At 36.0% G+C, this 25,594-nt stretch carries 28 protein-coding genes; 23 read left to right on the forward strand and 5 right to left on the reverse strand.

Going from position 1 to position 25,594, the window contains the following annotated elements; all coding sequences use genetic code 11:
- Nucleotides 1–1,280 (forward strand): site-specific integrase (locus JGH11_RS10800; protein WP_201111603.1); only part of this gene is annotated, 1,280 nt, incomplete at its 5' end.
- A gap of 31 nt (nt 1,281–1,311) precedes the next feature.
- Here JGH11_RS10800 and JGH11_RS10805 read toward each other — a convergent pair.
- The 3 genes from JGH11_RS10805 to JGH11_RS10815 all read right to left on the reverse strand — a co-directional run bounded on the left by JGH11_RS10805 (nt 1,312) and on the right by JGH11_RS10815 (nt 2,822).
- Nucleotides 1,312–1,848 (reverse strand): hypothetical protein, encoded by a 537-nt coding sequence (locus JGH11_RS10805; protein WP_236263956.1) that lies wholly within the window; start codon nt 1,846–1,848, stop codon nt 1,312–1,314.
- 2 nt (nt 1,849–1,850) lie between these two features.
- A complete protein-coding gene (locus JGH11_RS10810) occupies nt 1,851–2,417 on the reverse strand; it encodes a hypothetical protein (protein WP_201111604.1) in 567 nt (188 codons plus the stop codon).
- Between the two features lie 69 nt (nt 2,418–2,486).
- A complete protein-coding gene (locus tag JGH11_RS10815; protein ID WP_201111605.1) occupies nt 2,487–2,822 on the reverse strand; it encodes a hypothetical protein in 336 nt (111 codons plus the stop codon).
- Between the two features lie 341 nt (nt 2,823–3,163).
- Between JGH11_RS10815 and JGH11_RS10820 the strand changes: the two genes are divergently transcribed.
- The 22 genes from JGH11_RS10820 to JGH11_RS10925 all read left to right on the forward strand — a co-directional run bounded on the left by JGH11_RS10820 (nt 3,164) and on the right by JGH11_RS10925 (nt 24,339).
- The gene (locus JGH11_RS10820; RefSeq protein WP_201111606.1) at nt 3,164–3,508 is read left to right on the forward strand and encodes a hypothetical protein; all 345 of its coding nucleotides are present in this window, start codon (nt 3,164–3,166) and stop codon (nt 3,506–3,508) included.
- A 148-nt stretch (nt 3,509–3,656) separates the two neighbouring features.
- Nucleotides 3,657–3,767 (forward strand): HNH endonuclease, encoded by a 111-nt coding sequence (locus JGH11_RS20200; RefSeq protein WP_370567588.1) that lies wholly within the window; start codon nt 3,657–3,659, stop codon nt 3,765–3,767.
- Between the two features lie 271 nt (nt 3,768–4,038).
- Entirely contained in the window at nt 4,039–4,416 is a 378-nt protein-coding gene (locus tag JGH11_RS10830; RefSeq protein ID WP_201111608.1) for a phage terminase small subunit P27 family, read from the forward strand.
- Nucleotides 4,413–6,026, forward strand: coding sequence for a terminase large subunit (locus JGH11_RS10835; protein WP_201111609.1), 1,614 nt, complete (start codon nt 4,413–4,415; stop codon nt 6,024–6,026). Before JGH11_RS10830 ends, JGH11_RS10835 begins: the two co-directional genes overlap by 4 nt.
- A gap of 38 nt (nt 6,027–6,064) precedes the next feature.
- A complete protein-coding gene (locus tag JGH11_RS10840; protein WP_201111610.1) occupies nt 6,065–7,297 on the forward strand; it encodes a phage portal protein in 1,233 nt (410 codons plus the stop codon).
- A gap of 38 nt (nt 7,298–7,335) precedes the next feature.
- A complete protein-coding gene (locus tag JGH11_RS10845) occupies nt 7,336–7,932 on the forward strand; it encodes an HK97 family phage prohead protease (protein ID WP_201111611.1) in 597 nt (198 codons plus the stop codon).
- Between the two features lie 4 nt (nt 7,933–7,936).
- A complete protein-coding gene (locus tag JGH11_RS10850; protein WP_201111612.1) occupies nt 7,937–9,169 on the forward strand; it encodes a phage major capsid protein in 1,233 nt (410 codons plus the stop codon).
- 15 nt (nt 9,170–9,184) lie between these two features.
- Nucleotides 9,185–9,490 (forward strand): head-tail connector protein, encoded by a 306-nt coding sequence (locus JGH11_RS10855; protein WP_201111613.1) that lies wholly within the window; start codon nt 9,185–9,187, stop codon nt 9,488–9,490.
- The gene (locus JGH11_RS10860) at nt 9,487–9,810 is read left to right on the forward strand and encodes a phage head closure protein (RefSeq protein WP_201111614.1); all 324 of its coding nucleotides are present in this window, start codon (nt 9,487–9,489) and stop codon (nt 9,808–9,810) included. Before JGH11_RS10855 ends, JGH11_RS10860 begins: the two co-directional genes overlap by 4 nt.
- Nucleotides 9,807–10,271, forward strand: coding sequence for a hypothetical protein (locus JGH11_RS10865; RefSeq protein ID WP_201111615.1), 465 nt, complete (start codon nt 9,807–9,809; stop codon nt 10,269–10,271). The genes JGH11_RS10860 and JGH11_RS10865 overlap by 4 nt, the downstream gene beginning before the upstream one ends.
- Nucleotides 10,271–10,666: a DUF3168 domain-containing protein gene (locus JGH11_RS10870; protein WP_201111616.1), complete on the forward strand. Its 396-nt coding sequence runs from the start codon at nt 10,271–10,273 to the stop codon at nt 10,664–10,666. The genes JGH11_RS10865 and JGH11_RS10870 overlap by 1 nt, the downstream gene beginning before the upstream one ends.
- A gap of 17 nt (nt 10,667–10,683) precedes the next feature.
- Nucleotides 10,684–11,148 (forward strand): phage tail tube protein, encoded by a 465-nt coding sequence (locus tag JGH11_RS10875; RefSeq protein ID WP_201111617.1) that lies wholly within the window; start codon nt 10,684–10,686, stop codon nt 11,146–11,148.
- 84 nt (nt 11,149–11,232) lie between these two features.
- Nucleotides 11,233–11,568 (forward strand): hypothetical protein, encoded by a 336-nt coding sequence (locus JGH11_RS10880; protein WP_201111618.1) that lies wholly within the window; start codon nt 11,233–11,235, stop codon nt 11,566–11,568.
- 57 nt (nt 11,569–11,625) lie between these two features.
- Complete coding sequence (locus JGH11_RS10885) at nt 11,626–12,273, forward strand: hypothetical protein (protein WP_201111619.1); 648 nt, start codon at nt 11,626–11,628, stop codon at nt 12,271–12,273.
- A gap of 1 nt (nt 12,274) precedes the next feature.
- Nucleotides 12,275–15,739 (forward strand): tape measure protein, encoded by a 3,465-nt coding sequence (locus JGH11_RS10890; RefSeq protein WP_201111620.1) that lies wholly within the window; start codon nt 12,275–12,277, stop codon nt 15,737–15,739.
- A gap of 32 nt (nt 15,740–15,771) precedes the next feature.
- Nucleotides 15,772–17,958, forward strand: coding sequence for a hypothetical protein (locus tag JGH11_RS10895; protein WP_201111621.1), 2,187 nt, complete (start codon nt 15,772–15,774; stop codon nt 17,956–17,958).
- Entirely contained in the window at nt 17,951–18,130 is a 180-nt protein-coding gene (locus JGH11_RS10900; RefSeq protein WP_201111622.1) for a hypothetical protein, read from the forward strand. The genes JGH11_RS10895 and JGH11_RS10900 overlap by 8 nt, the downstream gene beginning before the upstream one ends.
- A 1-nt stretch (nt 18,131) precedes the next feature.
- Nucleotides 18,132–22,226: a right-handed parallel beta-helix repeat-containing protein gene (locus JGH11_RS10905; RefSeq protein ID WP_201111623.1), complete on the forward strand. Its 4,095-nt coding sequence runs from the start codon at nt 18,132–18,134 to the stop codon at nt 22,224–22,226.
- A gap of 81 nt (nt 22,227–22,307) precedes the next feature.
- The gene (locus tag JGH11_RS10910; protein ID WP_236263957.1) at nt 22,308–22,778 is read left to right on the forward strand and encodes a phage holin family protein; all 471 of its coding nucleotides are present in this window, start codon (nt 22,308–22,310) and stop codon (nt 22,776–22,778) included.
- A gap of 27 nt (nt 22,779–22,805) precedes the next feature.
- Entirely contained in the window at nt 22,806–23,450 is a 645-nt protein-coding gene (locus JGH11_RS10915; protein ID WP_201111624.1) for a glycoside hydrolase family 19 protein, read from the forward strand.
- The gene (locus JGH11_RS10920; protein ID WP_201111625.1) at nt 23,447–23,764 is read left to right on the forward strand and encodes a DUF6527 family protein; all 318 of its coding nucleotides are present in this window, start codon (nt 23,447–23,449) and stop codon (nt 23,762–23,764) included. Before JGH11_RS10915 ends, JGH11_RS10920 begins: the two co-directional genes overlap by 4 nt.
- Nucleotides 23,761–24,339, forward strand: a complete 579-nt coding sequence (locus JGH11_RS10925) for a hypothetical protein (RefSeq protein WP_201111626.1) — start codon at nt 23,761–23,763, stop codon at nt 24,337–24,339. The genes JGH11_RS10920 and JGH11_RS10925 overlap by 4 nt, the downstream gene beginning before the upstream one ends.
- Before the next feature lie 63 nt (nt 24,340–24,402).
- Here JGH11_RS10925 and JGH11_RS10930 read toward each other — a convergent pair whose 3' ends face one another.
- Together JGH11_RS10930 and JGH11_RS10935 are read right to left on the reverse strand one after the other, a co-directional pair.
- A complete protein-coding gene (locus JGH11_RS10930) occupies nt 24,403–24,978 on the reverse strand; it encodes a hypothetical protein (protein WP_201111627.1) in 576 nt (191 codons plus the stop codon).
- A gap of 63 nt (nt 24,979–25,041) precedes the next feature.
- A partial coding sequence (locus JGH11_RS10935) for a hypothetical protein (RefSeq protein WP_201111628.1) occupies nt 25,042–25,594 on the reverse strand: 553 nt, incomplete at its 5' end.

Here is a 25,594-nt window from a genome sequence, read left to right on the forward strand (position 1 = left end):
CTGTAAAATTCAATTTGAAATATAAAGATAAGGATATTTCCCCTATTTATATGTCGGTCTACTATGGAGCTTTTAAAATATCTGTGAATAAGACAACCGGAGAGCAATATCGACAAACTGTATTTTTAAGATATTATATAGGAGACTCAGTTCATACCAAATTCTGGCTCCCTAAAATGTGCCGTGTAAAAATAACAAATGCTTATCCGGCAAATAAAGAGCTAAATTCAAGATTGCAAAATATTGAGGAGAAAACTTTATCTATAATCCGCGAATTACAGATAAAAGATATAAAACTGAATAACGATGTAATTAAAGCAAAATTAGATGAGGTTTTCAGATCACATAAAGACCAAACGAATAAAATAACATCTGATCTTTTAGGCTTTATCACACATTCTATAGAAACATCAAATAGAGCGCAATCCACAAACAAGACATATAAACAGTTACATAGAGATCTAGAGGAATATGAGAAAGGAAAAAACAGAAAGTTATCTTTTGATCGTATTGATATAGATTTTTATAATAGTTATATAAGTTTTTTACAAAAGAAGGGATACTCCCCTAATACAGTCGGAACCAGAATAAAAATTTTAAAAACATTTATGAATGAGGCCTACGAAAGAGGTCTACATAATAATTTAGATTATAGAAAGAGAGCTTTTAGCAAACCAAAAGAGGACACAAAGGCCGTTTATCTTACAGAGAAAGAACTTGAAAAACTCTATAAACATGATTTATCCGGCGATACCCGCCTAGAAAATGTGAGAGATTGGTTTCTCATTGCATCATATACAGGCCTCCGTTTCTCTGACTTTTCCAGACTCACAAGAAACAACATACAAAAGGATAACATAGAAATACTTACTCAAAAGACTCTTACTCCTGTAGTTATTCCATTGCATACTATTGTAAAATCTATTCTGGAGAAGTATGATTATAATTTACCTAAAGTAATATCTAACCAGAAATTTAATAAATATATAAAAGAAGTCTGTAAGGCTGCAAAGGTTGATGATGAGGTTTTAGTAAATGAGACAAAAGGTATTTTAAGGACATCTAAGACTGAGAAAAAGTCCGATTTAGTATCAGCCCATACCGCGCGCCGTTCGTTCGCAACAAACGCATTTTTAGCCGGAGTACCGCCTATTCAGATAATGAAGATAACAGGCCACAAAACGGAAAAAGCCTTTATGATATATATTAGAATTTCTGAGAGTGAGAACGCTAAGAAATTGCAGTTACATCCATTCTTTAACCGGATGATAGCAAAATAAAAAAAGCGAGTCTCAAAACTCGCTTTTCTGTTTATTTAAAGTTGCTTTGTTCGTAATATTTAAAGAAGTAATAGAAACAAGCCTTTTGCCATTTTGTAAGCTCTCTTTGTTCTCCAAAGATGAGGCTCAAAGATGATTTATCAATACCCAGATGAGAACCTAAATCCTTTTGTCTAAGGTTTAATTTCTCCATCTTCTTAATGATCCAATCCATATTTATAGCTTCAATGTCCCTCCGGTCAAAATCTACGGCGGAAATAGTGAGTTTATAAGTCTCCGGGATTTCTCCTTTAAACATGTCTCTAACCCTCTCCTCTAGTTCCTTTTTAGTTAAAAGCTTATTGTTTACAGCCTCTTTTTGTTCTACTCTTACAATGATCCGGTTATCTGTCACGGATATAACCTCAACTATGATCCGGGCAAACTTTTTGTATTGTAATGCAAACTCTTTGAGTCTGGCTTTATTTTCCTCCGCGATTGGTAACAAGTCTATACCTCTCATATTTTCGCTTTTTTTATTTCCTCTTACTGATGAGGAAGTAAAGGTATTAAAATTAATTGTTTCCATAATTATCTTATTTTTAATATATCTGCATCGAAAGCCCATGCACCTTGTTTATAATTCCCTCTAAAATTTTTATAACTAGCAAAGACATGATAGTTACCACTCATAAATATGTCAATAGATCGGACTCTACAATCCATAGTTTCCACAACAAACAATGAATTATGAAAATCATTGCATTTTTTGTTATCCATTATATAACGAACTCTCCCAGATTCGTATTTAACTATTTCTTTTACAGAACATACAATAGTTTCTCCGTAACAACTTTTTAATGTTATACTTTGGATATCCTTTGCTATTTCAATATTAGTTACAATATCAGACAATAAATCAGGTCTATACTGTTCAATCTCTTCTATAGTTGCTATTCTTATTTCGCCATCATTAGTATTACCATACATATCAGTTCTGTACTCATCATATCCGTGTATTTGGATAATAACACCTATAGGGTTATTACCATCCTTTAACTCATTTGTTTTAAAAACAACTTCTCCGAGCATATGATAATTGTCTCCTGTATTTTCATAATCTGAATGAGCGAATTTTTTATAATTGAGAACTTTCATAATAGTAAATTTTAATTGATTGTTAATAAATTGTTTTTAGAAGTAAGTAGGGGATTTCTCCCCTACCTTTTAGAGCTTGATTAACTTTAGATTAGTTATATCAAAGATTGCGATTTGTTCGTTTTCGATTCCTAGCTTAATAGCTTCGATCTCATTCTCAACTATCATTATACTATCGAAGTAGTAGAGGTTGTTATCCTCGTTTAACCATCCCCCGATAACTTTACCGTGAGTTTCAGAGTGTATAATCACTCTTTTTAATCCCTCGATACCGAAACAATTTTGAGTTTCTTTGTAGGCAACCGAAAAACCTTTTTCAACTTTTAAGAGAGTTGTCAACTCGATTGTAAATCCGTCTGGATTTTCATTTGCGATCTTCATTATCGCATCGATTAAATATTTCATAGAACGTTTGATTTTTAAGCAGTCTTACCTGCAATTAGTAATTCATTAACTACACTACAAAGATAAATAAAAGTTTGCTTAACGCAAACTTTTATTTAATTGTTTTCATCTGTTATGTGAGATTTAACATTTAGTCTCCTATGGTAAATTGTTAATTTCATCTATATAAATAAACGAGATATTATTAGAAATATCTTTATGTAGATAAATAACTTATATGAAAGAGGAGAGAATAACTGTTAGATTAGATTCTAATACAAGTTTAGAATTACAAGAATTATGCAATACACATAATGTCGGAATATCTACAATGATAAGAACATTACTAAAAAGGTCATTAAATGAGATTAGAAATAAGACTGACTCCACCGAAAAGAAATCGTCATAAAGAGAAACCTTATTCCTGTTTTGTTTCATCTATAATAGCAAAGCATTATGATAGATTGAGAGAGGAATTTAACAAGGGCAAAGAGGGAAACTTCGGATCAATGTCTTTTGAAGATATCTTTCAAGAAACAATTCTATATGTCATTCAAGATAAAACAGCTTTTAACCTATCAGAAAAAGAGATATTAGACCATTTCAAATACAGATATAAGATGATCCAATATCAAATAATACAAGATTCAAAGCTAATTTATTATACAGATGCCTACAATATACAAGCCCCAGAACAAACGGAATAATACCGGGAATAGTTATGATGCTGAACGCCGGAGGATATACAACTCTGAAAGATGGAGGCGTTTACGCGCATGGAAATTCATTTGTGATCCTCTTTGTGAGGAATGTCTAAAGAATAATATTATTATAAAGGCTGAGGACATACATCACATCAAATCATTTATGAGTACGGACGATCCAGAGGAAAGGATGAGACTTGCTTTTGACTATGAAAACTTGCAAAGTTTGTGTAAAAAGTGCCATCAAAAGAAGCACAATTAGTACCAAAAGCCTCATTTTTAGAGATAAATAGGGCGATTTTCTATCATTCTGATGCCAAAGTCTCATAAAATAACGTTCCGATTGAAACTATTTTTTAGAGATATGGTTTCATTTGCAACTATCAAGGAGGGGTATGGGGATTTTTTTTAACGAAAATCACCTCCCAAACCTCACCCAAGACGACTTTACACACACGGCAAAATTTTCAAAATTTGGAATTGTTAAAATACGATGTCTGACATTTTCATGGTTTGTATAAAAATGTTTGACTATGGCAGTAAAATTTAAAATACCGGATAATGTTAGTTTAGAAACGAGCAAATTCATAAAAGATGTACTCAAAGAGCTAAACAAAAACAATGCAATACAGAATATCGATCTAGGTGCATTAAATATGCTGACTGTTAGCTATGAAATGTATTTACAAGCAAGCGACAAATTATTAGAGGACGGGCCTCTCATCAAAAATAAGTATGGAGATGTCATACCACATCCGGCGCAAACGATAGCTACAAAGAATTACGGTCAGGTAATGAAAATTATGACAGAATACGGACTAACTATAAAATCCCGTACTAGCATGAAAGCAGTTAATCCGGGCGATAAAGAAGTTGGCCCTCTGGATAAGTTTTTTGATGGAAAAAAATGATATACATAAAATATGCACAAGATGTATTATCTGGAGAAATTATCGCAGGGGAGTATATTAAACTCGCTTGTGAGCGTTTTTTTGAACTCATGGAAAGAGATGAATATGAGTTCAGAGAGGATAAGGTGCATGAGGTCATAAGATTTTTTAATCATCTAACGCATTTTAAAGGAAAACACTCCGGAAAGCCTTTTATCCTTGAACCGTGGCAGGAATTTATTATAGCCAGTATTTATGGTTTCTACATCAAAGAGGATGGTAGCCGATTAGTGCAAACGGCCTATGTTGAGGTATCAAGAAAGAACGGAAAATCAGCAATCGGAGCCGGAATCGGACTTAATGGATTATTAAACGATGATGAAGATGGAGCTGAGGTATATTTTGCGGCAAACTCAAAAGATCAGGTAAAAATATCCGCATGGCCTCTATGCTCAAATTTTGCTGAGAGACTTGATCCCCGGAGTAAATATCTGAAAGTATTTAGGGATACTATAAAATTCGACAAAACTAAATCATGGTTGAAAGTATTAGCCTCTGACTCCACAAAGTTGGACGGTCCCAACCCATCAACTTTTATACTTGATGAATACCATGCCGCAAAGGATAATAGCATGAAAGGTGTATTAGAATCTGGACAAGGTATGCGAGATAATCCACTCGGATTAATTATTACTACAGCCGGATTTGATAAGCTAGGCCCATGCTACCAATTACGGACAACAGGAATAGAGATATTGAAAAAGCTGAAAGAGGATGATTCTTTTTTTGTTGCTATCTATAGCCTGGATAATGGGGATGATTGGAAAGATGAAAGTGTTTGGATAAAAAGTAATCCTAATTTAGGAGTAACCGTTAGGTCTAATTACATACAAAAGCAAATTACAAAAGCAAAAAACACTTCATCGGATGAGGTAAATGTAAAAACTAAAAATCTAAATATGTGGTGTGATGCGGAAACGGTATGGATACCGGAGCATTATATCATAAATGCCAGTCAGGATGTGAAATTGGAGGATTTTAGGGGAATGGAAGCATACGGCGGGATAGACTTATCATCTACTAGCGACTTAACATCATCCGCTTTCCTTATACCAACTCCTGATGCTTATTATTTTAGGATGCATTACTATTTACCTCAAGCGGCTTTACGAGAGAAACGGTTTAAAGAATTATATGGAGAATGGAAAAGACGAGGGTTAATTACAATAACTCCCGGCAATGTTGTTGATTATGATTATATACTAAATGACATTATGGATGTAAATAATATTATTTGTCTGAATACAATTGGTTATGACAACTGGAATGCTACACAGTTTGTAATAAATGCAACTGAAAAGGGTCTCCCTATGGAACCGGTATCTCAATCAATAGGTAACTTCAATAGACCTACAAAGGAAATGGAACGACTAATGTTATCAGGTTTCGCAAAGATAGATAACAATGAGATAAACCGCCATTGTTTCCGCAATGTTGTTATGGCACGGGACAGGAACGGAAACACAAAACCCTCAAAGCTCTATGAGGAAAAGAAAATAGATGGTGTAATTTCCGGGCTTATGGCTTTAAGTGCTTATCTGAGTTCCCCTAGATATTCAGCTACATTCTAAATGTCTGACATTTTCATGGTTTGTATAAAAAAACAGACATGAAAATATTTGGAATTGAAATACGCAAGGCATCCAAAAAAGAAATAAGTGAGACAACGGCCTCTGGATATACCGGCAATAGATTATTTCTTGGAAGCCGTGAAAATGCAATGTTACTTAGTACAGTATATCGTTGTGTAGATGTTATATCTGATGCAGTTGCTCAATTACCCTTAGAGACATTTAGCATAGACTCAGAGGGATTTAAGAGGCCATTCATAGATCATCCGGTATATTCTCTAATGAATGATGAGCCTAATGAGGATATGACACGCTTTACTTTCTTTAAAACGATGGTAGCCTCTATTCTATTAAAGGGTAATGCATACGCCTACATAGAGAGGGATAGCAGGGGAAATGCGATACAATTAATTTATCTACAATCACATCAGGTAAATATAGTTTGGATTCTTGATTCTTTGGGAATTAAGAGAAAGAGGTATCAGGTAGTTGGATTTAAGGATATGGTAGAACCGAAAGATATGATCCACTTCCTCAATTTTTCTTATGATGGAATTATTGGTGTATCTACTTTGGAACATGCGAGGCAAACACTCGGTATATCTACAGATTCGGAAACCCATGCCGCAAAGTTTTTCAAGGGCGGCGCGAATATGGCCGGGGTACTAACTATTGAGGGGACGCGATTGAATCAAGATCAAAAAAATCAAAATTATAAAGAATGGAGTGCTAGAACTGATCCCGCAACAGGGAATCCAAATGGTATTGTAATCTTGGAGGGAAACATGAGATATCAACCTATAACCATTAATCCAAAAGACTCGCAATTATTAGAATCAAGACAATTTAACGTAGTTGATGTTTGTCGTTTTTTTTCTGTGTCACCCGTTAAAGCATTTGATCTATCAAATTCAAGTTATGCAACGGTTGAGGCCACACAATTGGGCTTTTTGACTGATACAGCTGCACCGATACTAACTAAAATTGAGTTAGAATTAAACCGAAAGTTATTTAAAAAATCAGAAAAAGGAAAAGTCAAATCGGAATTTAATACTACAGGGTTTTTAAGAGCAGATAAAGCAGCACAAGGGACTTATCTAAATCAAATGTTTCAAATTGGTGCTATGACACCTAACGAAATACGAAGAGAAAATAACCTCCCTAAAGTTGAATTTGGGGACAATGCTTTTGTGCAAGTCAATATACAACCTTTGGAGAAAGCTGTAAAATTAAATGCAATTGATTCAGAAAAAAACGTAAAGAAGAAATGAATTGTCTGACAATTCTATGGTTAATAATAAAAATCAAGATGGAAAATAAAAAAGAAATCAGAAATATATCACAGCCGGTTACTGTAGATAGTGAGAAAAGGACTGTAGCGGGATATGCTATGCTTTTCGATACGCCTAGTGACGGTTTATATTTCGAGGAAATTATAGAGAGGGGCGCATTGGATGGTGTTCTTGAAATGAGCGATGTATTTGCCCTGATGAATCATGATGAACGCAGAGGGATTTTAGCAAGAAACAACAAGGGTAAAGGCTCTCTTTCTCTGCATATAGACGAAAGAGGGCTTAAATATTCCTTTGAAGCTCCGGCGACTGCATTAGGAGATGAACTTTTAGAGAATATCCGTAGAGGAGAGGTAGATTCAAGTTCTTTCGCTTTTACAGTATCTAAAGATACATGGGAGAAAAAATCATCCGGAGACTGGAAACGGACCATCCATAAGATAGCGCGTGTATATGATGTATCGCCTGTATATGATGCGGCATATTCTGAAACAACCGTATATACCAGAGGTAAGGAGAATGCTGAGAAAGAACTTGCTGAACTTGAAAAAAGAGCAAAAGATGAAGAACTAAAAGAATATTGGAACAATATAGAAAATCAATTTAATTTTTAATGTCATGGCAAAAGAAAAAAGTACAACTGATTTAAAAGACGAAAGGTCCGGTCTAGTAAAGAGAGGCAAAGAACTTATTGACTCTGCAAAAAAAGAATCTCGTGCATTTACGGATGTTGAGCAAAAGGAGTACAATGAAATACAAATGGATATCCGGTCTATAGATATGGATATCCGGGAAAAAGAGGTTGAGAACAGAGGACAATTCACTCCTCACAATCAGCCTAGTACCGAAAAATTCTCACTCCGTAGAGCGATACTTTCTCAAGTTAATAAAGTTGAGCAAAGAGAATCAGAGGCTAGTGTTATCGATGCAGCAAGCGCATTCCATCGATCCGCCGGTTTTTCCGCAACCAACGGGATGATAATTCCATTGGAAGCAAGGGCAGCATATACCGCCGGAACTGAATCTCCCAAAAGAGTTGTTATCGATGAGGAACAACAAGAGCTATTACTCCCTTTGGAGTCTAATCTTGTTCTATCACAAGCCGGAGTCCGTTTAATGACGGGATTAGTAGGAGATATATCTTGGCCCAAACATTCAGCCGTAAATGTATATTGGGAGGGAGAGAATGCCCCGGCCAAAGATGGCGGCGGCGAGTTCCTAAAAGGAGATGTGTTCAAACCTAATCGTTTAACCGCGATTGTGGATATATCTAAACAACTATTGATACAGGAAAACAGATCGATAGAGGGTATTATCCGCGCCCTTTTGGGTGAGGCTGTAGCTCAAAAAGTAGAGCAAACGGCTTTTAGTGCCGATGCGGCCGCCGCAAATGTACCTAATGGATTATTTCAAGGTGTAGATAATTCACTAGGCGCAATTAATTGGGAGAATGTGGTAAAGATGGAAACAGATGCAGACCTAAAGAATGCTCTATTTGGGAATTTAGCCTATATCCTACATCCGGCATTGATTGGAAAGGCTAAAACCAAAGTCAAAGATGCATCCGGAGCCGGAGGTTTTGTATTTGGTAATGATGGAAATGGTATGCTAAACGGATACCGCGCATTCCGTACAAATAACTTGCCTAAAGAATTGGGGGCGAGTGCTGATGAGTATGGCTCTGTATTTGCGAACTGGCCGCATTATTTCTTAGGACAATGGGGTGCATTGGATATCGTGACCGATCCATTCACTCAGGCAGGAAATGCAATGGTGCGTATTATCGTAAATTCTTACTGGAATATGGGTAAAATAAGAGAAGAATCTTTCTCTGTGGCCTCTATGAAGTAAAACTATTTACAATCTATGGCATATATAGACCTAAAAACCGCAAAGAAACATCTGATTGTAGATGAGGATTTCACCGATGATGATGAGTATATAGAAATGCTCATTGCGGCGGCCGAGGCTACTGTATCAGATGACATTTGCGTGAATTTGAAAGATTTAGAAGATGGGGGCGGGAAAATCCCGTCCAATCTTCTTTACGCTATTTGCTTACAGATAGGAGATTATTACGCACATCGGGAAACTGTTGTATTTGGCAGAACAATGAATGAAACTCCCGTGTATAGACATCTTATCGGATTATATAGAGATTACGGAAAATGAGAGCAGGTTTATTACGTGAAATATTAGTCATTCAGGAATTACGGCCTGTTCAATCTGCATCCGGAGCCATGAAAAAAGATTATGTTTCTATTTTGAAGGTAAGGGGTAATAAACTGAAATTAACCGCCGTAATGGATAGAGATGGAGTAAATGCCGGAGAAGAATTTCTAGGAGACATGATTATCTTTCAGATTAGGTATAATCCAAATATAAACGATTCTCAAAGAGTTATTTTTCAGAATATAAAATATAAAATAAAACTAATAGATAAACAGACAGATAATTCATTATTGCTGACTCTCCAGAAAATAAATGAATGATAACTATTAAACAAATTGATAGAGAAAATATCACTTATCTAGTTCATAATCTGGAAGGGTTTGAAAAGGATAAGGCCATTAAAAAAGGATTACAAAAGGCCGGAAAAGTTTTTGAAACCGGGGGTAAATATAGGCTCCGTAAGGTTATGCGCAAAGCTAAAGGCGTTACAGGAAATTTACTCAATAGCTTATTTGTAAGGGTCAAAAAAAATAAACCGGGAGTGTTAACGGGATTTATAAGAAGTACTAAAAATATGCTGATTGGAGGCGGAAATCATGCACATTTGGTAGATAGAGGAACAAAAGATAGATACTGGAAAAGCAAAGGCAGTAAATACGTAGGTAAGATGCCTGCTACCCGATTTTGGAGTGATACAGAATCTCAAGATTATCCACAAGCCATAAACAAATTGTATGAAGGCGTAGAGGAGGTAGTTTACAGAATAAAAAACAGATTATAATGGGATTAGCAGATAATAAAATAAAAGTAACAACACTAGTCCGCCAAATAATGCTAGATGATGATATCACAACATCATATGTAGGGAAAAAAATATTCCCTGTAGTAGCTCCTAAAGACACTATCGGTGACTTTATCCTGTATCAAAGAGATGGATACTCAAAAGAGAGGACAAAAATGGGTGTAGCGTTACAAAAGCCTCTAGTGTATATTAATGTTTGGTCGAATGACTATGACAGATCGCAGGAAATAGCATCACATCTGAATGAACTTTTAGATGATGACTTTATAGATGACAGTGATCCTAATTCTATAATTAAAATAAGGCTAATAGATTCATCAGAAGATTATGAGGATAATAAATATATACAGGTATTACTTTTCGAAATTTTATAATTTAAATATTTTACATCATGCCTAAAGTTTATAAAGCGAGTACAGATTTAATAACAGGTGACAAGCTTATGCTATTTGTCACAAATGGATCAGATGTTGATCCGGTTGCATTCGGAACATCATGCGGTATTCAATTATCCGCGGATACTATTGATACATCGAGTAAGATGTCGGGAGATTGGAAGGAGTTTCTAGTCGGGCAGTTGGGATATACCGTATCATGTGAGTCATTATTATCGAAGACTACAGGTCATGTATCTTTTAAAACATTAAAGACTTTGATGGCCTCCCGTACTCCTATCCCGTTTATAATGGGTAAAGCAGTAAAAACAGGTGATGACTTTACGAAAGGAGAAGAATTTGTAAAAGGATATGCCATTATAACCGAACTCTCAATGACTGCTGAGAATGGATCTATTTGTTCATCCTCTATATCCATGCAAGGAACTGGAGAATTAGAAGATGGAACAATAACTCCATAATTGGAATGCCTAAAATGAATGAGAATAGGGAACTCTATAGTTCTCTATTCTTTTTTATGATGAAAATATTAATCATTAGAAAAAATGAAAATAATATATAATAATATCCTCCCATTCAAAGGATATATTGCTATTAATATATGTGGGATACTTTTTGCCCGTAGAGAATGTAAACCATTAGTTGATTGGATGATAAATCATGAACGTATTCATACCAGACAAATAATGGAGTTGTTTGTAGTTTTCTTCTACTTATGGTATGTGATAGAATGGATAATAGGCGTTATCAGATACAGAGATAAGAAGCAAGCTTATCTCAATATATCATTTGAAAGAGAGGCTTATAAAAATCAATTCAACTTAGATTATTTGAAACAACGAAAGCCTTACTCATTCACAAATAAAGAGAAGCACCCTTAGTGAGGGCTTCTCTTGTTGTTATGTCTGACAAATCTATGGTTTATAAGAAAATATCCTATGAAAATAAAGATCAAATTAACTATAGAGTCAATCATTAAGTATGAACTATTGACAGGGACGCCATTTCATGAAATAGACTATACAGATAATCAGAATATGTGCGATATGTTGTATTGTACGGTATTGTGTAATAATATAGACCCAATAACCAGAGATGAATTTAAAGTTCTGTGTGAAAATGAAAAAATGTTCAGCAGAATGACTAAAGACCTGATTAGAAGTATTAGTATCATTCAACAATTTATGCCTAATGTAAGCAGTGATACAAGTGAAACACGTGACGGTAATAAAGCAGCATATATAAAAGATGTAGTTTCTACTCTTATCGTTTCAGGAGGGATGGATGCCGAATATATAATTAAGAGGATGGATTTATGTGACATTCAAATATATATTGATGCTTACGAAAAACACAAAAGAGAGGAAATGGAGTCATCGAGACTTTGGACCTTTCATAATATGAGGCCACATGTTGATTCTAAACAAATAAAATCACCTAGAGATATAATGCATTTCCCATGGGAAGAGGAACAAATAAAGAAAGAAGCAGAACTAGCAATGGAAAGGGATAAAGATGATTTAGAAAGATTCCTAAAAGGAGAGATGATCGATTTAAGTAGGATAACATGGACTAAAAGTAATTAATATGGCAGGGAAATTATCATTCAGCATAGCAGTAAATTTATTAACTGAGAATTTCAAGAGGGGAACCAAAACAATAAAAGATTCGTTTAGGTCTCTACAGATGCAAATAATCACATTTGCGGCTGCATTAGGAGCTGCCGGATTTGGGTTAACCGGGTTAGTATCCCGAATGAAAGATGTAGCCAGAGAAACGGGCAAGGCATTAACAGCCCTTAAAAATGTATCAGGAAGTACAGGCCTTTTCGCAGATAATTTAAGATTCCTCAATGGCTTATCTAATAAGTACGGAGTAGAGATAAATTCTCTGGTAATGGCTTATGCCAAGTTTAAGGCGGCCGGGGATTCTGTAAATATGTCGATACAGGATCAAAGAAAAATATTTGAAGCCACATCAAGAGCTGCAACCGCATATGGAATGAGTGCGGAGGATACAAATCTAACATTCTTAGCAATAACTCAGATGATGAGTAAGGGAAAAATCAGTTCAGAGGAACTAAGGCGACAATTAGGAGAAAGGCTACCTATTGCAATGGCTGCAATGGCTAAAGCCGCCGGAGTTCCTATATCAAAGCTTGATGATCTGCTAAAAAAAGGAAAGCTGATGAGTGCTGATATCCTGCCAAAATTCGCCGATGCCTTAAATGAAATGATACCGAATGTAGATACCGATAACCTCGAAACATCCATAATCAGGATGCAGAATATGTTTACCAGATTTACGGAAGGTGTTGGATTCAGAGAGAAGTTTAAGGCTTTGGTAGATGGACTTACAAAGCTAATAATGGGTGCATCTGATAATATAAGAAATATAATAGTCGGTGTTTTTGCATTTATAGCATTTTATATTACTAGTCAATTAACTAAAGTTTATCAGGCATACGCGACTACAGGTAAACAAATTATTGCTAGTTCAGAATCTGCAAATGCGAAAATGACAGCTGCAACAGCCGCAAGAGTTGAGGCAGAAATAGCCTTAGACCGCGCCAAGTCAGCCGCATTTTTTGCAACCGAAAAGCAGAGGTTACAGGCCTCGCGCGCTGTATCTAAAGCACAAACCTTACTAAAAGCCAGAGAATTAGCCGAAAGCAAAGCTATTGAGGCGGCTAAATTAGCCGATGCTCAAGCTGCTGCAATAAAAACGGGAGGTTTTTGGGTTACGACCGGGGCTATGATTAGAGGTACATTTTTGAAAATAAAAGCATCAGCCCTATCAATGTGGAAGGCTTTATGGCCCGCTCTTCTTATCGCAGCATTAGTTTCCCTTATCGGATATTTCAAAAATATGTATGATGAGGTTAAGCGAGTGAAAAATATATTCTCTGATTTTAAAAAAGAAGCAAGTAATGCAGGTAACACCTCTGAAATAAAGATGTTACAGGCTCAATTGTCGATAATGAATGACAAAACAAGGAGCCAAAAAGAGATAAATGAAGCTCAGGCTAAATTAAATAGCATGCTTCAGGTTGAAGGAAAGAATCAGAAAGAATTAAATAAGTTAGTTGCAGAGAGAATAGAATTAATAAAAGCAGCAGCTCAAGCCGATTTTTATGCACAAAAGAATGTAGAGGTCAACGATCAAATCGACAAATCCGCTAGAGAAGGAGGATTATCGAGAGATCAAGCTATGATATTGGCGCGCCTAGGAACCAAAAAAGGTACTTCATATAATGATTTATATCAGGCAACATATAAAATGGTTGGCAGTATGGATAAAGCTGATAAGGCAATGAAATCTATAGCCAAGATAGGCAATGAATATCTACAAATATATGATTATACTAATGAACAGCTTGAAAATGCTATTATTAAGTCTAATAAGAAAAGTATAGACAATCAAAAGAATCCTGACGATGATAAGAAGAAATCGGAACTCCAAAAATCGGAAGAAAAATACATTCAGAGTCTAAGAGAATTAGATGCCCAATTAAAATTAAACAAAGATACTGCTGGTCTATATGGGTTGAATCAGCAAGAATATAATAAATCTTTGGATGAATTGATCCGCAAAACTGTAATAGATGCCAAAGGAACAGGAAATAAAAAACTATTAGATTCTGATTATTTGAAAAATCTTGAACAAATGGCGGCAAATCCGCTATATAATAAGACACAAGATGAAATAGAGCAATCACAAAAAAAATATAATGAGAATTTAAAAGAACTCACTAACAGCCGAAATGCGGGAGCGATAACAGAGGAAGAGTATAACACTAAGCTACAAGAATTAGTAAACAATACTATAGAACTGTCAGGATCTATTCTAGGGGCTAATGCTAGTACAAATGAATTTTTCAATTCTCTAGTTGCCCTTAAGAATAGTAAATTACAAGCTCTACAGAATGAATATAATACCTCTATCAAGAAACTTACAGATCAACATACGGCCGGGGCTATATCCGATAAGGAATACATAACTAGCATGCAGGACCTTATTGATAATACGGTAAAGTTAGCGGGAACATTGTTAGGGGCTGATGCAGCTACTAACGAATGGTATAAAAAATTGCTCGCCGCAAAAAGCTCTAAGCCTGAAAAAGTAGATTTGAAATTCAATGCTGAGGCCGATGATATAATATCGAATAGTTCATCATATCAGGAAGCCTATAAAAAACTCTCAGAATCAGCGATGAAAAGTTCAAAGAGCCTCCTGGATGAAATAGATAAAATGATGTCTAACAATCCAAACCTTTCATTATCTGAAGCGATGAAACTGGCACAGGCTAAAATAGAAATCAGAAATATTAGGAAAGAACTGGCCGGAGGCCTATATTCTGAGATAAAAAATGGAATAAGCGGTATTGACGGAATGGTAAATTCTGTAGAAAGACTTAAAGATGTGTTTAGCAATGTAGATGCATCAGGATGGGAACGTATAATGGCTGTATGGAATGTGATGACATCCACAATTGATGGTTTACTATCTGTTATTAGCATGATTGAAAAAATGACGGAAGTGATAAATTCATTATCTGCTGCTAAACAAGCTGAATCAGCAATAGACACAGCCACAACAGCCACAAAAATATCTAATACTACGGCCGGGATGGCCGCAGATCAAGCCGCCGCCGCAACGAAAGCTACAACAGCCACAACAGAAGTCGCCGCAAATACTGCCGTTGCCGCAACAGAAGCGGGAAAATCAGCCGCCAAACTACCATTCCCGGTTAATCTGATAGCTATAGGCGCGGCCATCGCCGGGGTAATAGCCTTATTCTCCCAAATACCAAAATTTGCTAACGGAGGTATAATACAAGGTACTGCTATAGGAGATATGAATCTGGCGAGGGTAAACGGCGGAGAAATGATATTGAATGGATCGCAGCAAAAAACATTATTCGATTTACTAAATGGAGGCGGTACTATTAATACTGTTGGAGATGGTGGAGAGGTGAGGTTCACAATCGAAGGCTCTAAGCTTGTGGGAGTACTAGATAATTATACGCGAAGAAAAAACAGAATGAGTTAACGGTTGTCTGACAAATACATGGTTAGTGATATATGGAAGATCAATATTTAATATATAACTATAGCTTTTACGGCACAGACAATATCCTGAATAGGATTGAGATTTATGGGGAAGCATTGGGAGTTGATTTGGAAGCAAACACGACGTTATCTCCTCCCTTTCCTTTATATATGCCAACAGAAGAGATAAAAGGGTCCGGAAATCCCTTTATCCTATCATATGACACTAAAAAGAAATTTGAGCCTATATGCGGAAGTGGTGCGATTTTGAATCTAATAAGTACGCGTAATTTTCAGTATATTAAATTGCATACTGATGATATGCAAAAATACATAGTGAAGTTCTATAGAAATAATACTTTATATTGGATTGGTTGGCTCGATTCTGAGTTATACTCTGAAATACTTACAAATGCTATTCCCTATCCGGTAGAATTTACGGCGGCAGATTTTAATATATTGGAACGGTTGAAATTCCTTAAAGGTGAGGAAACAAGGTTTAATGATATCACAACTCTTATAAATCAACTCAAAAGAGTATTTGATAAGCTTGGACTTCCATTTAGCAAGCTGTACATCGGATGTACTACTACACTAAAGGGAATAACACTTGCGGACTCAGAAACAATATTTCATAAATTATATATACAGTCCTCAAACTTCTATGATGAGGATGGAGCTGCCTGTAAGTGTGATGAGGTGATAAAAGGTATATTGGAGCCATTTGGAATGATGATGGTACAACTGGATGCTAATGTATACATCTATGATTATAATACAGTGAAGAAAAATTTACAGATGAAATGTTATGATTTTCATTCACTTGCTTTTATAGGAACTCAGTCAGTTAATTTCAATCTTGGGGATATAGGAAAACTAGGATTAGCCGGGACAGAATCATCGTTATCATTTGAGGAGATGATAAATAATGTAAAGATAACTAGTTCTTTATATGGAGAACTAGGAGATTCGGCAAAGGATAGAGAAGTAACAGCCGACAACTTATCAAAGTTAATGAGTACGGACATGCATTATCCGGAGTATATGCGTGGAATTTATGGTAAATGCTCTAATTGGGGGAAAGACTATAGATATATCAAATATACGGACTTGTCCTCAGACCGTTATACAGAGAATCCAACGATAGTGGGTTCAGATGTTACATTCAGGGATGGGGATAAGCCGGGTAGTGTATTTTCTATCCCCATTAATGGATATATGCTTTCATCTGATACAACTTATTTGAAATTGAATTTAAAGGCTTATGTAAATGCAAAAGATAATCCGTTTGATGATTCCGAACCAATAGGTAAAGGTGATTCATCCTCAAAACTTACTATAAATGCCGCAATATATACCGTAGATGAGAATGATAATGTAATGCAGTGTTTTCAAGGGCCTCCCGGAAGAGGAGAATCATACTGGCAAACGTATAGCGGTTCACTACCACTTACAAGATTATGGTTTATGGCAGGTGATGCAAACTCATTAACGAGTGTATTAAATACATGGAGTAGTTTACGAAATTCGAGAGGCAATCCTACAGGAACAGGACGTCTGCTTTTAACAGATAAAGAAGGCCTATTAATTCCGCTCTATGGTGTCGCCGGGAATATTGTTATAAATATATCAAATACATCTTATTCAGTTTTCCATCGTACCAGACACGGAGATTATAAAGAATGGGGGGTTTACGGACCTGCAAATATATTTATACCTCAATATCCAAAAGATTTATTGATAAATAACTTTTCAATTGATATTGTAGATGCTAATGATAATACATTAAAAATACCAGATGTAGAATTTAGTAGCTATGTAAATGCAAAGGTAAAGACTGACTTTGATGAAAAGCAATTGATTGTATGCTCGGCTAATGAAGATAATTTACCGATAACCAGAGGGAGTCTTCTTATTAAAGAGGATGAAAATAAGTATAAATGTCAATTGTCTTATATAAGATCCGGACAAACTGATATTCTGGAAAGGCTCTTGATGTGTTCTATCCATTCTAATTTCAGCTCTAAAAGAAAAACCATAGAGATAGACATCAGAGGTTGCATAAATCCATCTCTGAAAAAGACAACATGTGAGAGCCTGTTTGATACAGAATTCTTTACAATGGGGTGTACTATAGATTTTTCGAATGCAAAAACAACATTGGTCAGTTCCGAGTTTTCGGAAGATACAGCAAAATTAAGCGATATAAAATATGTCTGAACAGGTAGTATATAAAAAAACAAATATAGAAGCACGACCTAGATCAGGGCGTTTTTACCAAACGGTATCTGCTTATTATAAAAAAACGGCCGAATCGTTAGAAGTTGCAACTATATCACAGGACAACAGATCGGTGACAAATAATATTAATGAGAATAATATAATTGAATAACATGGACTTAATTCCTATAAAAACAAGATCGGACTGGGGTACTGAAGCAGCATCGATAAATGAGAATTTTAAACGTTTAGATGCTGCAAAGGATAAACATAAAGGTTATTTTTCAAGTCCTCACTTATTAGAACAGGATTACCCAAATCCGGAAGTGGGCTTTACAGCCTATGTAGGGACTCCGTATCCGGGAGTAATATATAAATGTGATGTCGTTGGTATATGGAAGGCAACAACACAAGTCCCAGATGTGCCAACTATAAATCTGAATGATTACGCCAAAACTGAAACAAGTTTAGGCTCTGTTATCAGAACAGGGGAATTAGCTCAAGAAACGGGACAAGATGTCGCATTAGCTGTGAGTCAGAAAGCATGGACGAATGACTCACTGTCAAAGGATAAAAACACACTGAATGTTTCACAGCTCAACGACAGATATGATTACCTGACTAAGCAGGAAGCCCGCGATTCTGTTCCAACCAATTTTAGAGCTTTAGGACAATCCGTGTCCTATAGACTATCTAACGGCGAAGTTTGGATACAAAATATAAATTTCACAAAAACGCAAGGATATTACGTTGAATACAATACAGGAAAAATATTAGCTTATGCCCTTGTTATGGTTGTCACTATCCCCTTATCAGGTATCAACCGTATAAAAGTACGCATTCATCCTACAACAGGAGTCGGAGGGGGTGCTTTTTATAATAGTGCAGGAACATACATAAGCGGGTTTATATTCAACACCGACCCTTCGAATGTAAAAGGAAGCTTTAGAGAGGTTCCTATTCCTTTGAATGCAGTCACATTAAAAACTACTTACTGGATAGACTCCGAGGCGGTTTTAGCATCCGCACCTGTTTGGGATTATATCCAGACTATACAATCATCGGTAGTATCCCAACCTGAATGGATATCTGAGAAGTATATCGGAAACGATCTAAGTGGATGGAGTGTTGAAAGCAACTGGCAAGCTTTTAATAAAGACGAGCCGCGCGATAAAACGACAACAATGCACTCATTTAAACAATCGAGGTATTTTGATCTGAGAGAATACATGGTTCCACATATTGGCTACTATGGACAGGGGATAAATGGCGGTCTGAATATAAGCCTAGACAAAACTTCTCAGGCTGTAGCAGCCTACGAACTAAAGCCTAATACCCAATATATTATATCGGGACTAGGCCATCCATCCGCATGGGAAACCAATACCATTAGTGGACTGGGAAGATTGCCCGTCCTTAATTTTCACCCCAAAAGCGCAAATGTGGTGGGAACGGCAGCAAGCAGAAAGATATACCTGACTGAGAAGACACCGGAAGGTACATATGAATTTACGACAGACGATACAAACGTCCTGATTTCTTTTGTTGTTAAAACCGCGTCAGCAGCCCCCTATAATGTGTTGAACTTCGACTCGTACGATACATTTGAATGCAAAGAGGCTCATGTATCCTTTGATTTTAAAACAGAGGATGGTAAGGATATTTTAAAAGGGTTGAGTACCGATTTGATAAAATTGATAAATAAAGGATTTGTAGACATAACCGATAAGGCAAGGCCTAATATCATAAACGGCGGGATAGCCCCCGATACAGGAATGCTGTATACAGACTGGACCTACTGGATGGTACTATGGATGTATGCCTTGAAACCTGATACGGATTATAAACTGGACTTAACCGGTTATAATATAACAGGTAATGTCATTCATTTATACAAAACCGCTACCGATACGGTATCTACGATAAAAATAGCAAAAAACACAACCAATCAATATGCTTTCAATTCAGGAAGTACACCTTTTCTCTCATTTAATGTAAAGACGGGGATCAATACCCCAACGGCTCAGGTAACAGATATTCGAAGCTCATTTATAATAGAGGAAATGGGAGAGGTTAGCCGCCTGTTTACGCTAGGAGGCAGACAGGTTCTTGATATATCCTCTATCGGTAATAATGCAGGTACGGCAATAAATGAAATTGACCATCTGAAAAGATACAAGCAGGTAGAACTGCCATTCGATATAAATGATATCAATAAAAAAATAACGGACAATACATCAGAAGTTAAAAATCTATATGTTTCAAGCTCCGCAGGTGTAGACACAAACAATGGTACAGCATCAACAGCTCCTGTAAAAACAATAGATAAGGCTCTGGCTCTTGCTTCTGCTGCAACTGAACGGATCGTGTATATCCGTTTGCTGAACACCGATACATTTAGATTGTCAGGGGCTATAAATATAAATATAGCAGGTAAGGACTTAAGATTTGTAGGATATAACAGTATATCATTCGACTCTTTTGATAGTCCGAGGCCTACAATAAAAGGTTCGAGATTGTTGTCGGCATCCGATTTCACATTGGTATCGACGGGTGTATACAGAATACCCGTAACGCAACAAATGCAGCATTTTATAGCTGTAAACGGTGAGATGCGCCTACCTGCATCTACCATCAGGGAAGGGAAGTTTTATGAAAGCGTGATATTGCCAAAGCTGGGAGCAATAAGCGCTGAAACGGTAGATAATGTATTATACCTCAACATTACTTTCCCTGCCGCCGATATAGCGAAGCTGGCCACTGAATATACCAATGCTTATATAACGGTATTTAAAGAATGGATATCTTACAAGAGTAAGATTCTGAGTGTAAATACCACTACCAACAAAGTAAGGATAGCCCAATCCACGATGTCCGCCACTACACAGACTGCATGGTCTATACAGGCGGGAGACAGATATATTATAGAAAATATAAATACAGCCCTAAGCGTTGATGCGAACCGTGAGACATTCGCCAAAGGTACTTTCTATACTAAAGACGGCTATTTATATTATAAGTTAAAAGACGATGAAACCATAGGGGGCATATCTGTAGAACTGCCGGAAACATCTGTTCTGTTTAATATTTCAGGTAAATGTTCTTTCTCGGGTATCAACTTCTCCCAGACTTACCATAACTTTTTTGAAGAAGACAGCCGTTTCAGTCTGGATACATCACAGGGGCGCACATTTCCGTGTGCAATACTTGCGTCAGCTGAAAGCCTTGTATTTGCCAATTGCGGTTTCAGCCTGTTCGCCCGTAATGTTATCAACTTCATGAACGATTCGAAAGATTCATATATCTATAATAGTACGTTCCATGATCTGGGTGCGGGAGTCATGCGTATAGGCGAATACGATCAATCGAACCAGACAGCAACAAACGTACCGTACAATATACATATACATAATTGCGCAGTAAAAAACACAAGTAAAATATTACAGCAAGCATCGGGCATTATGATAACATTTGCCGATTCGTGCAGTGTTACAAACTGCGATATGTCCCTTGTTGGTTATTCCGGTATAACATTCGGGTATGCGTGGGAGCCGTCACATTCAAACCCTACATCAATTAAAAACATACGTATAGCTTATAATAATATACATCATACATGTAATTTCCTGTTGAATGATGTCGGGGGAATTTACACACTAGGGAACTGTAGCGGGTCTATAATCGAAAATAATATAATACATGACATACATTCGTCAAACAAACTTAGTTCCTGTGTCTATTTGGATGAAGGCTCTACTTCAATAACAGTAAGGAATAACCTCTTATACGGCGCACCTTACCTGTTTTTCTCACATCAGGGTAACAAGAGTAAGGTCGATGACTATCTACATATATATAACAATATCATGGCCTATCCGTTAACTGCAGCTATAAGAACAATTATGTCTTACGGGGATTATATATTAAGAAATATAATATATTATGATGTAACGCAAACCATACCTATAACAGGATTTATCAGGATAGCATTTAATAATACATTTGATAATGGAGGGGGTACACCCTTATCGCTAGGGCCTAATACCTTACGCGAAAATCCCAAATTTGTAAACCCGAAAGGCTTAGATTTTCGGTTTGTAGATTTCGATACTATCGATAAAATAGGATTTGAGATATTCGACACTTCCGTAGTCGGTTGTAAAGGCGGTTATCTGAGAGAGTTCGCAAAGATACCTGATGATGAACTGGCTCTATTTAGGGCTAAAGTTAAGGCCCAATATGGTACGACTAGTGAAATTTATAAATAAGAAATCATGCAATTATATACTCCAAACAATCAATTATAATCTTGCCATCTCTAAGAGAGGGCAATCATACTTCGATATATTATGATTATAGAAATTAACTTCCAACAAATATTTATTGTATGTATCCTACTCTTTGGGGAGTATATACTAGTATTCTGTATGGTAATAGCCGACCTTATCAGCGGTTGCAAAAAAGCGAAACAAAGAGGTGAGCTAAGAAGCTCATACGGATTCAGGAGAACGGTAGATAAGTTGGGGCGGTATTATTTACCTCTGTTTGCCTTGACTATCGTAGATGTGATGCAAATGTTAGCTGTCTGGTATTTAAATACATTCCATGATACACACATCCCGTTATTTCCCATTATGACACTTTTAGGGGCTATTGGTATCGGCATAATTGAAATAAAATCTATACTGGAAAAAGCTGAAGATAAAGTCAAATTCGAAAGGGTAGGACAGTTAGCAGGTAGCATATACAGGAATAAAGAGGATTTTTCAGCTATGTTAGAAGCGTTTACTAAATATTTGAAAGAAAAAGAAGATAGTTGAGATTATCATCAAAAAAGCAGAAACAAAATGAAAATAACATCTGATTTATTAAGAAGCTTGTATAAATTCAGTCTGGAATCAGTTCGGATATTGGCGGCTCCCAATTTGGATATAGCTGTAAACACATACGATATTACTACTCTTAACAGGCTGAGGGCTTTCTTCTCTATAATAGGGCATGAAACCGGGCATTTGAACGTATTGGTTGAATATCTAAATTATTCGGTTGTCGGATTGATGAAGACTTGGCCCTCCCGTTTTAAAACTCCGGCTTTTGCGCAAGAATATGTCCGGCAACCGGAAAAGATTGCAAATTATGTATATGGCGGCCGTTACGGGAATACTGATCCGGGAGACGGTTGGAAATATAAAGGGCGCGGAGCTATACAAACAACATTCAAAGATAATTACAGAGCTTTGAACAAAATGGAGAATTTACCTCCGGGAGTAGATTTTGTTGATACTCCGGAATTGCTTGAAACATGGGATTATGCCGCTATCTCCGCCGGATATTTCTGGAAAACGAACGGAGTAAACCAATTAGCGGATAGGCTAGGCGGCCCGGATGAGTATGAGAGATTTAAAGCCGTTGTAAAGCGAGTGAACGGAGGATATATCGGACTTGCTGAACGATGGGAATTGTATATCATTGCTAAAAAGGTAATAAAATGAGAACATTAAAGAAAGTACCCGTTACAGTTGAATTTGTTTCTGATATCAATATAGATGATTTAAAACCAAATATAATGTACATTCGGAAAGATAAAATGTATTTAACTCATTTATGTTTTTGCGAAGATAAATGCTTCGTTAATCTACCAATAAGTACGCTTACAATTGATGGCGTATCCAAACAAAGTGACGATAAGGGGTGTAGTTGGGATGTTGAAATAAAGAACGAAAAGATAACCGTTAAACCCTCAATTTTGAATCACCCCTGCGAGTGTCATTATATTATTACTAACGGAATAGCAAATATAGTATGAAAAAGATTGAGTATTTAATGTTTCTGTTTGTTTTTCTGGGAGGTTTCCTTATCGGGTATCTGGGACACGGCCTAACGACTAAAACAGTTGAGGAAACAAAATATATAAAGGGAGATACCGTCTCAGGCTCGGTAAGTATGGAACAACTCTCCCCGATCAAGGAGGAGACTCCGGTAATTCCTTTATTGCCTGTTAAAGTGATTGAGGATACTGAAACAAAAACTCAAAAACAAATAGTTGATACAGCCGCGATAATTGCAGAATATGAAAAGAAACGAACCTATAACGCAATATTATTTGATGATAAGAAACTAGGTAAGTTAGAACTATATCCTACAATCCAATATAATAAGCTCTCCGGGATAGATTATAATTTTACTCCTATAATACAACAAAAGACAATATATAAAGAGAGAATATTTCAGCCGTTTGTTTCCGGTTCTTATTCTACTTTGAATTATATAGGAATCGGCGGCGGTGTGTTTTATCACAACTTAGGCCTAGAGTATCAGTATCAAAAAAGTTTAGCCAATCAAAGTAACGGACATTTGTTCGGACTAAAATACAAATTCTAATCCAATATAGTTATTTTTTATCAGTAAGGCCGTCTTGCTTGTGAAAGTAGGGCGGTTATTGTTTTATATTTCAATTCCTTTCTTCTCTCCTGTATTCACATAATTTTCAAGGATAGAATAAAAATATTTGTTAGAAAATGTATAGATAATTTTATCTGCATATCTATCTGTAGAAATATTTTGAAATTTAATATTATATTCTGTTGTCGGCGTATATGTTTTTTCTATTGTCGGATAATAATAATTATATTCGGAATCGGAGACTATTCTTGCCTGTTTGCCGAATCTTTCAATCTTAGTTGAGTTATAAAGCTTACTTAACTTTTTAAAGTCTTCATTGTTTAAACAAGCTAAGATTAAGTTAGCTCTTTCTTTTTCTTGTCTATCCATTAATTTATTATGTCTTTCAATCCTTTGACTTTCTGCTCTTTTTGCTTTTTCTTTTTTACTGAAATGTATTGATAGTACTGTGATTATAAAAGTACCAAGAATTGAAGCCAGACATAACCATAAAGGTACAGGAGTTGTAATAATATTAAAAAGTAATGATACTAAGGTGATTAAGATAGTAAAGATTACACTTCCAATAACTGAGCTCCCAATAGGATGACTACAAATCTTTTTTACTTTTTCGTACATTTTGTTTAAGAGTAATATTTAATTTAAGGTTAATAATATATTTTGCTTGTGAAAGTAGGGCGGTTATTGTTTTAGATCATAAAATGTGTATTCATTAGCTCCCTTGTACCATCTGTATTGAATTTGCTTAAAACCAAAATGCCTTGCATCACTTTCCATAATAGTTTGCATATCTGCAATGTTCTTATTTGATGCAAATATTCCGCCAGTAAAATTGAGAATGGTATTTTGACTTCCTGATGATGTTACATAAATATCCTGTTCCCACAATGAATTAGCCAAGTTTTTGGCAAAAGACTTTCTATATGACGGCAAAACTTTATTAAGTGTTGATTTAGATGTTTTTACTATATATGATATCGGGATACTAGCTCGTTTATCTTTAGTGTAAAATTCATCATATGCCTCTCGGTATCCACTCCATGAGGGATTGTGACTAGATAAAAAATCAATAGCAGATGACATTTGCGCATTTGTTCCGCTAGCTAATTTATTATAATCTGTGTCTTTCAATGTTGCTGAATCTGACTTTATTGATTGTATTTCTTTCAATTTCCACTCATCCGAACCCATACTTTTGTCCTCAATAGGCAAATAGGCGGAATCATCTATTTGA

The sequence above is a fragment of the Dysgonomonas sp. Marseille-P4677 genome (genome assembly GCF_016652235.1).
Lineage (GTDB): Bacteria > Bacteroidota > Bacteroidia > Bacteroidales > Dysgonomonadaceae > Dysgonomonas.

What these genes read in the sequence shown, in the direction of transcription:
- JGH11_RS10805 (WP_236263956.1), bottom strand. Translation starts at nt 1,848, where the DNA reads ATGGAAACAATTAATTTTAATACCTTTACTTCCTCATCAGTAAGAGGA.
- JGH11_RS10810 (WP_201111604.1), bottom strand. Translation starts at nt 2,417, where the DNA reads ATGAAAGTTCTCAATTATAAAAAATTCGCTCATTCAGATTATGAAAAT.
- JGH11_RS10815 (WP_201111605.1), bottom strand. Translation starts at nt 2,822, where the DNA reads ATGAAATATTTAATCGATGCGATAATGAAGATCGCAAATGAAAATCCA.
- JGH11_RS10820 (WP_201111606.1), top strand. Translation starts at nt 3,164, where the DNA reads ATGAGATTAGAAATAAGACTGACTCCACCGAAAAGAAATCGTCATAAA.
- JGH11_RS10830 (WP_201111608.1), top strand. Translation starts at nt 4,039, where the DNA reads ATGGCAGTAAAATTTAAAATACCGGATAATGTTAGTTTAGAAACGAGC.
- JGH11_RS10835 (WP_201111609.1), top strand. Translation starts at nt 4,413, where the DNA reads ATGATATACATAAAATATGCACAAGATGTATTATCTGGAGAAATTATC.
- JGH11_RS10840 (WP_201111610.1), top strand. Translation starts at nt 6,065, where the DNA reads ATGAAAATATTTGGAATTGAAATACGCAAGGCATCCAAAAAAGAAATA.
- JGH11_RS10845 (WP_201111611.1), top strand. Translation starts at nt 7,336, where the DNA reads ATGGAAAATAAAAAAGAAATCAGAAATATATCACAGCCGGTTACTGTA.
- JGH11_RS10850 (WP_201111612.1), top strand. Translation starts at nt 7,937, where the DNA reads ATGGCAAAAGAAAAAAGTACAACTGATTTAAAAGACGAAAGGTCCGGT.
- JGH11_RS10855 (WP_201111613.1), top strand. Translation starts at nt 9,185, where the DNA reads ATGGCATATATAGACCTAAAAACCGCAAAGAAACATCTGATTGTAGAT.
- JGH11_RS10860 (WP_201111614.1), top strand. Translation starts at nt 9,487, where the DNA reads ATGAGAGCAGGTTTATTACGTGAAATATTAGTCATTCAGGAATTACGG.
- JGH11_RS10865 (WP_201111615.1), top strand. Translation starts at nt 9,807, where the DNA reads ATGATAACTATTAAACAAATTGATAGAGAAAATATCACTTATCTAGTT.
- JGH11_RS10870 (WP_201111616.1), top strand. Translation starts at nt 10,271, where the DNA reads ATGGGATTAGCAGATAATAAAATAAAAGTAACAACACTAGTCCGCCAA.
- JGH11_RS10875 (WP_201111617.1), top strand. Translation starts at nt 10,684, where the DNA reads ATGCCTAAAGTTTATAAAGCGAGTACAGATTTAATAACAGGTGACAAG.
- JGH11_RS10880 (WP_201111618.1), top strand. Translation starts at nt 11,233, where the DNA reads ATGAAAATAATATATAATAATATCCTCCCATTCAAAGGATATATTGCT.
- JGH11_RS10885 (WP_201111619.1), top strand. Translation starts at nt 11,626, where the DNA reads ATGAAAATAAAGATCAAATTAACTATAGAGTCAATCATTAAGTATGAA.
- JGH11_RS10890 (WP_201111620.1), top strand. Translation starts at nt 12,275, where the DNA reads ATGGCAGGGAAATTATCATTCAGCATAGCAGTAAATTTATTAACTGAG.
- JGH11_RS10895 (WP_201111621.1), top strand. Translation starts at nt 15,772, where the DNA reads ATGGAAGATCAATATTTAATATATAACTATAGCTTTTACGGCACAGAC.
- JGH11_RS10900 (WP_201111622.1), top strand. Translation starts at nt 17,951, where the DNA reads ATGTCTGAACAGGTAGTATATAAAAAAACAAATATAGAAGCACGACCT.
- JGH11_RS10905 (WP_201111623.1), top strand. Translation starts at nt 18,132, where the DNA reads ATGGACTTAATTCCTATAAAAACAAGATCGGACTGGGGTACTGAAGCA.
- JGH11_RS10910 (WP_236263957.1), top strand. Translation starts at nt 22,308, where the DNA reads ATGATTATAGAAATTAACTTCCAACAAATATTTATTGTATGTATCCTA.
- JGH11_RS10915 (WP_201111624.1), top strand. Translation starts at nt 22,806, where the DNA reads ATGAAAATAACATCTGATTTATTAAGAAGCTTGTATAAATTCAGTCTG.
- JGH11_RS10920 (WP_201111625.1), top strand. Translation starts at nt 23,447, where the DNA reads ATGAGAACATTAAAGAAAGTACCCGTTACAGTTGAATTTGTTTCTGAT.
- JGH11_RS10925 (WP_201111626.1), top strand. Translation starts at nt 23,761, where the DNA reads ATGAAAAAGATTGAGTATTTAATGTTTCTGTTTGTTTTTCTGGGAGGT.
- JGH11_RS10930 (WP_201111627.1), bottom strand. Translation starts at nt 24,978, where the DNA reads ATGTACGAAAAAGTAAAAAAGATTTGTAGTCATCCTATTGGGAGCTCA.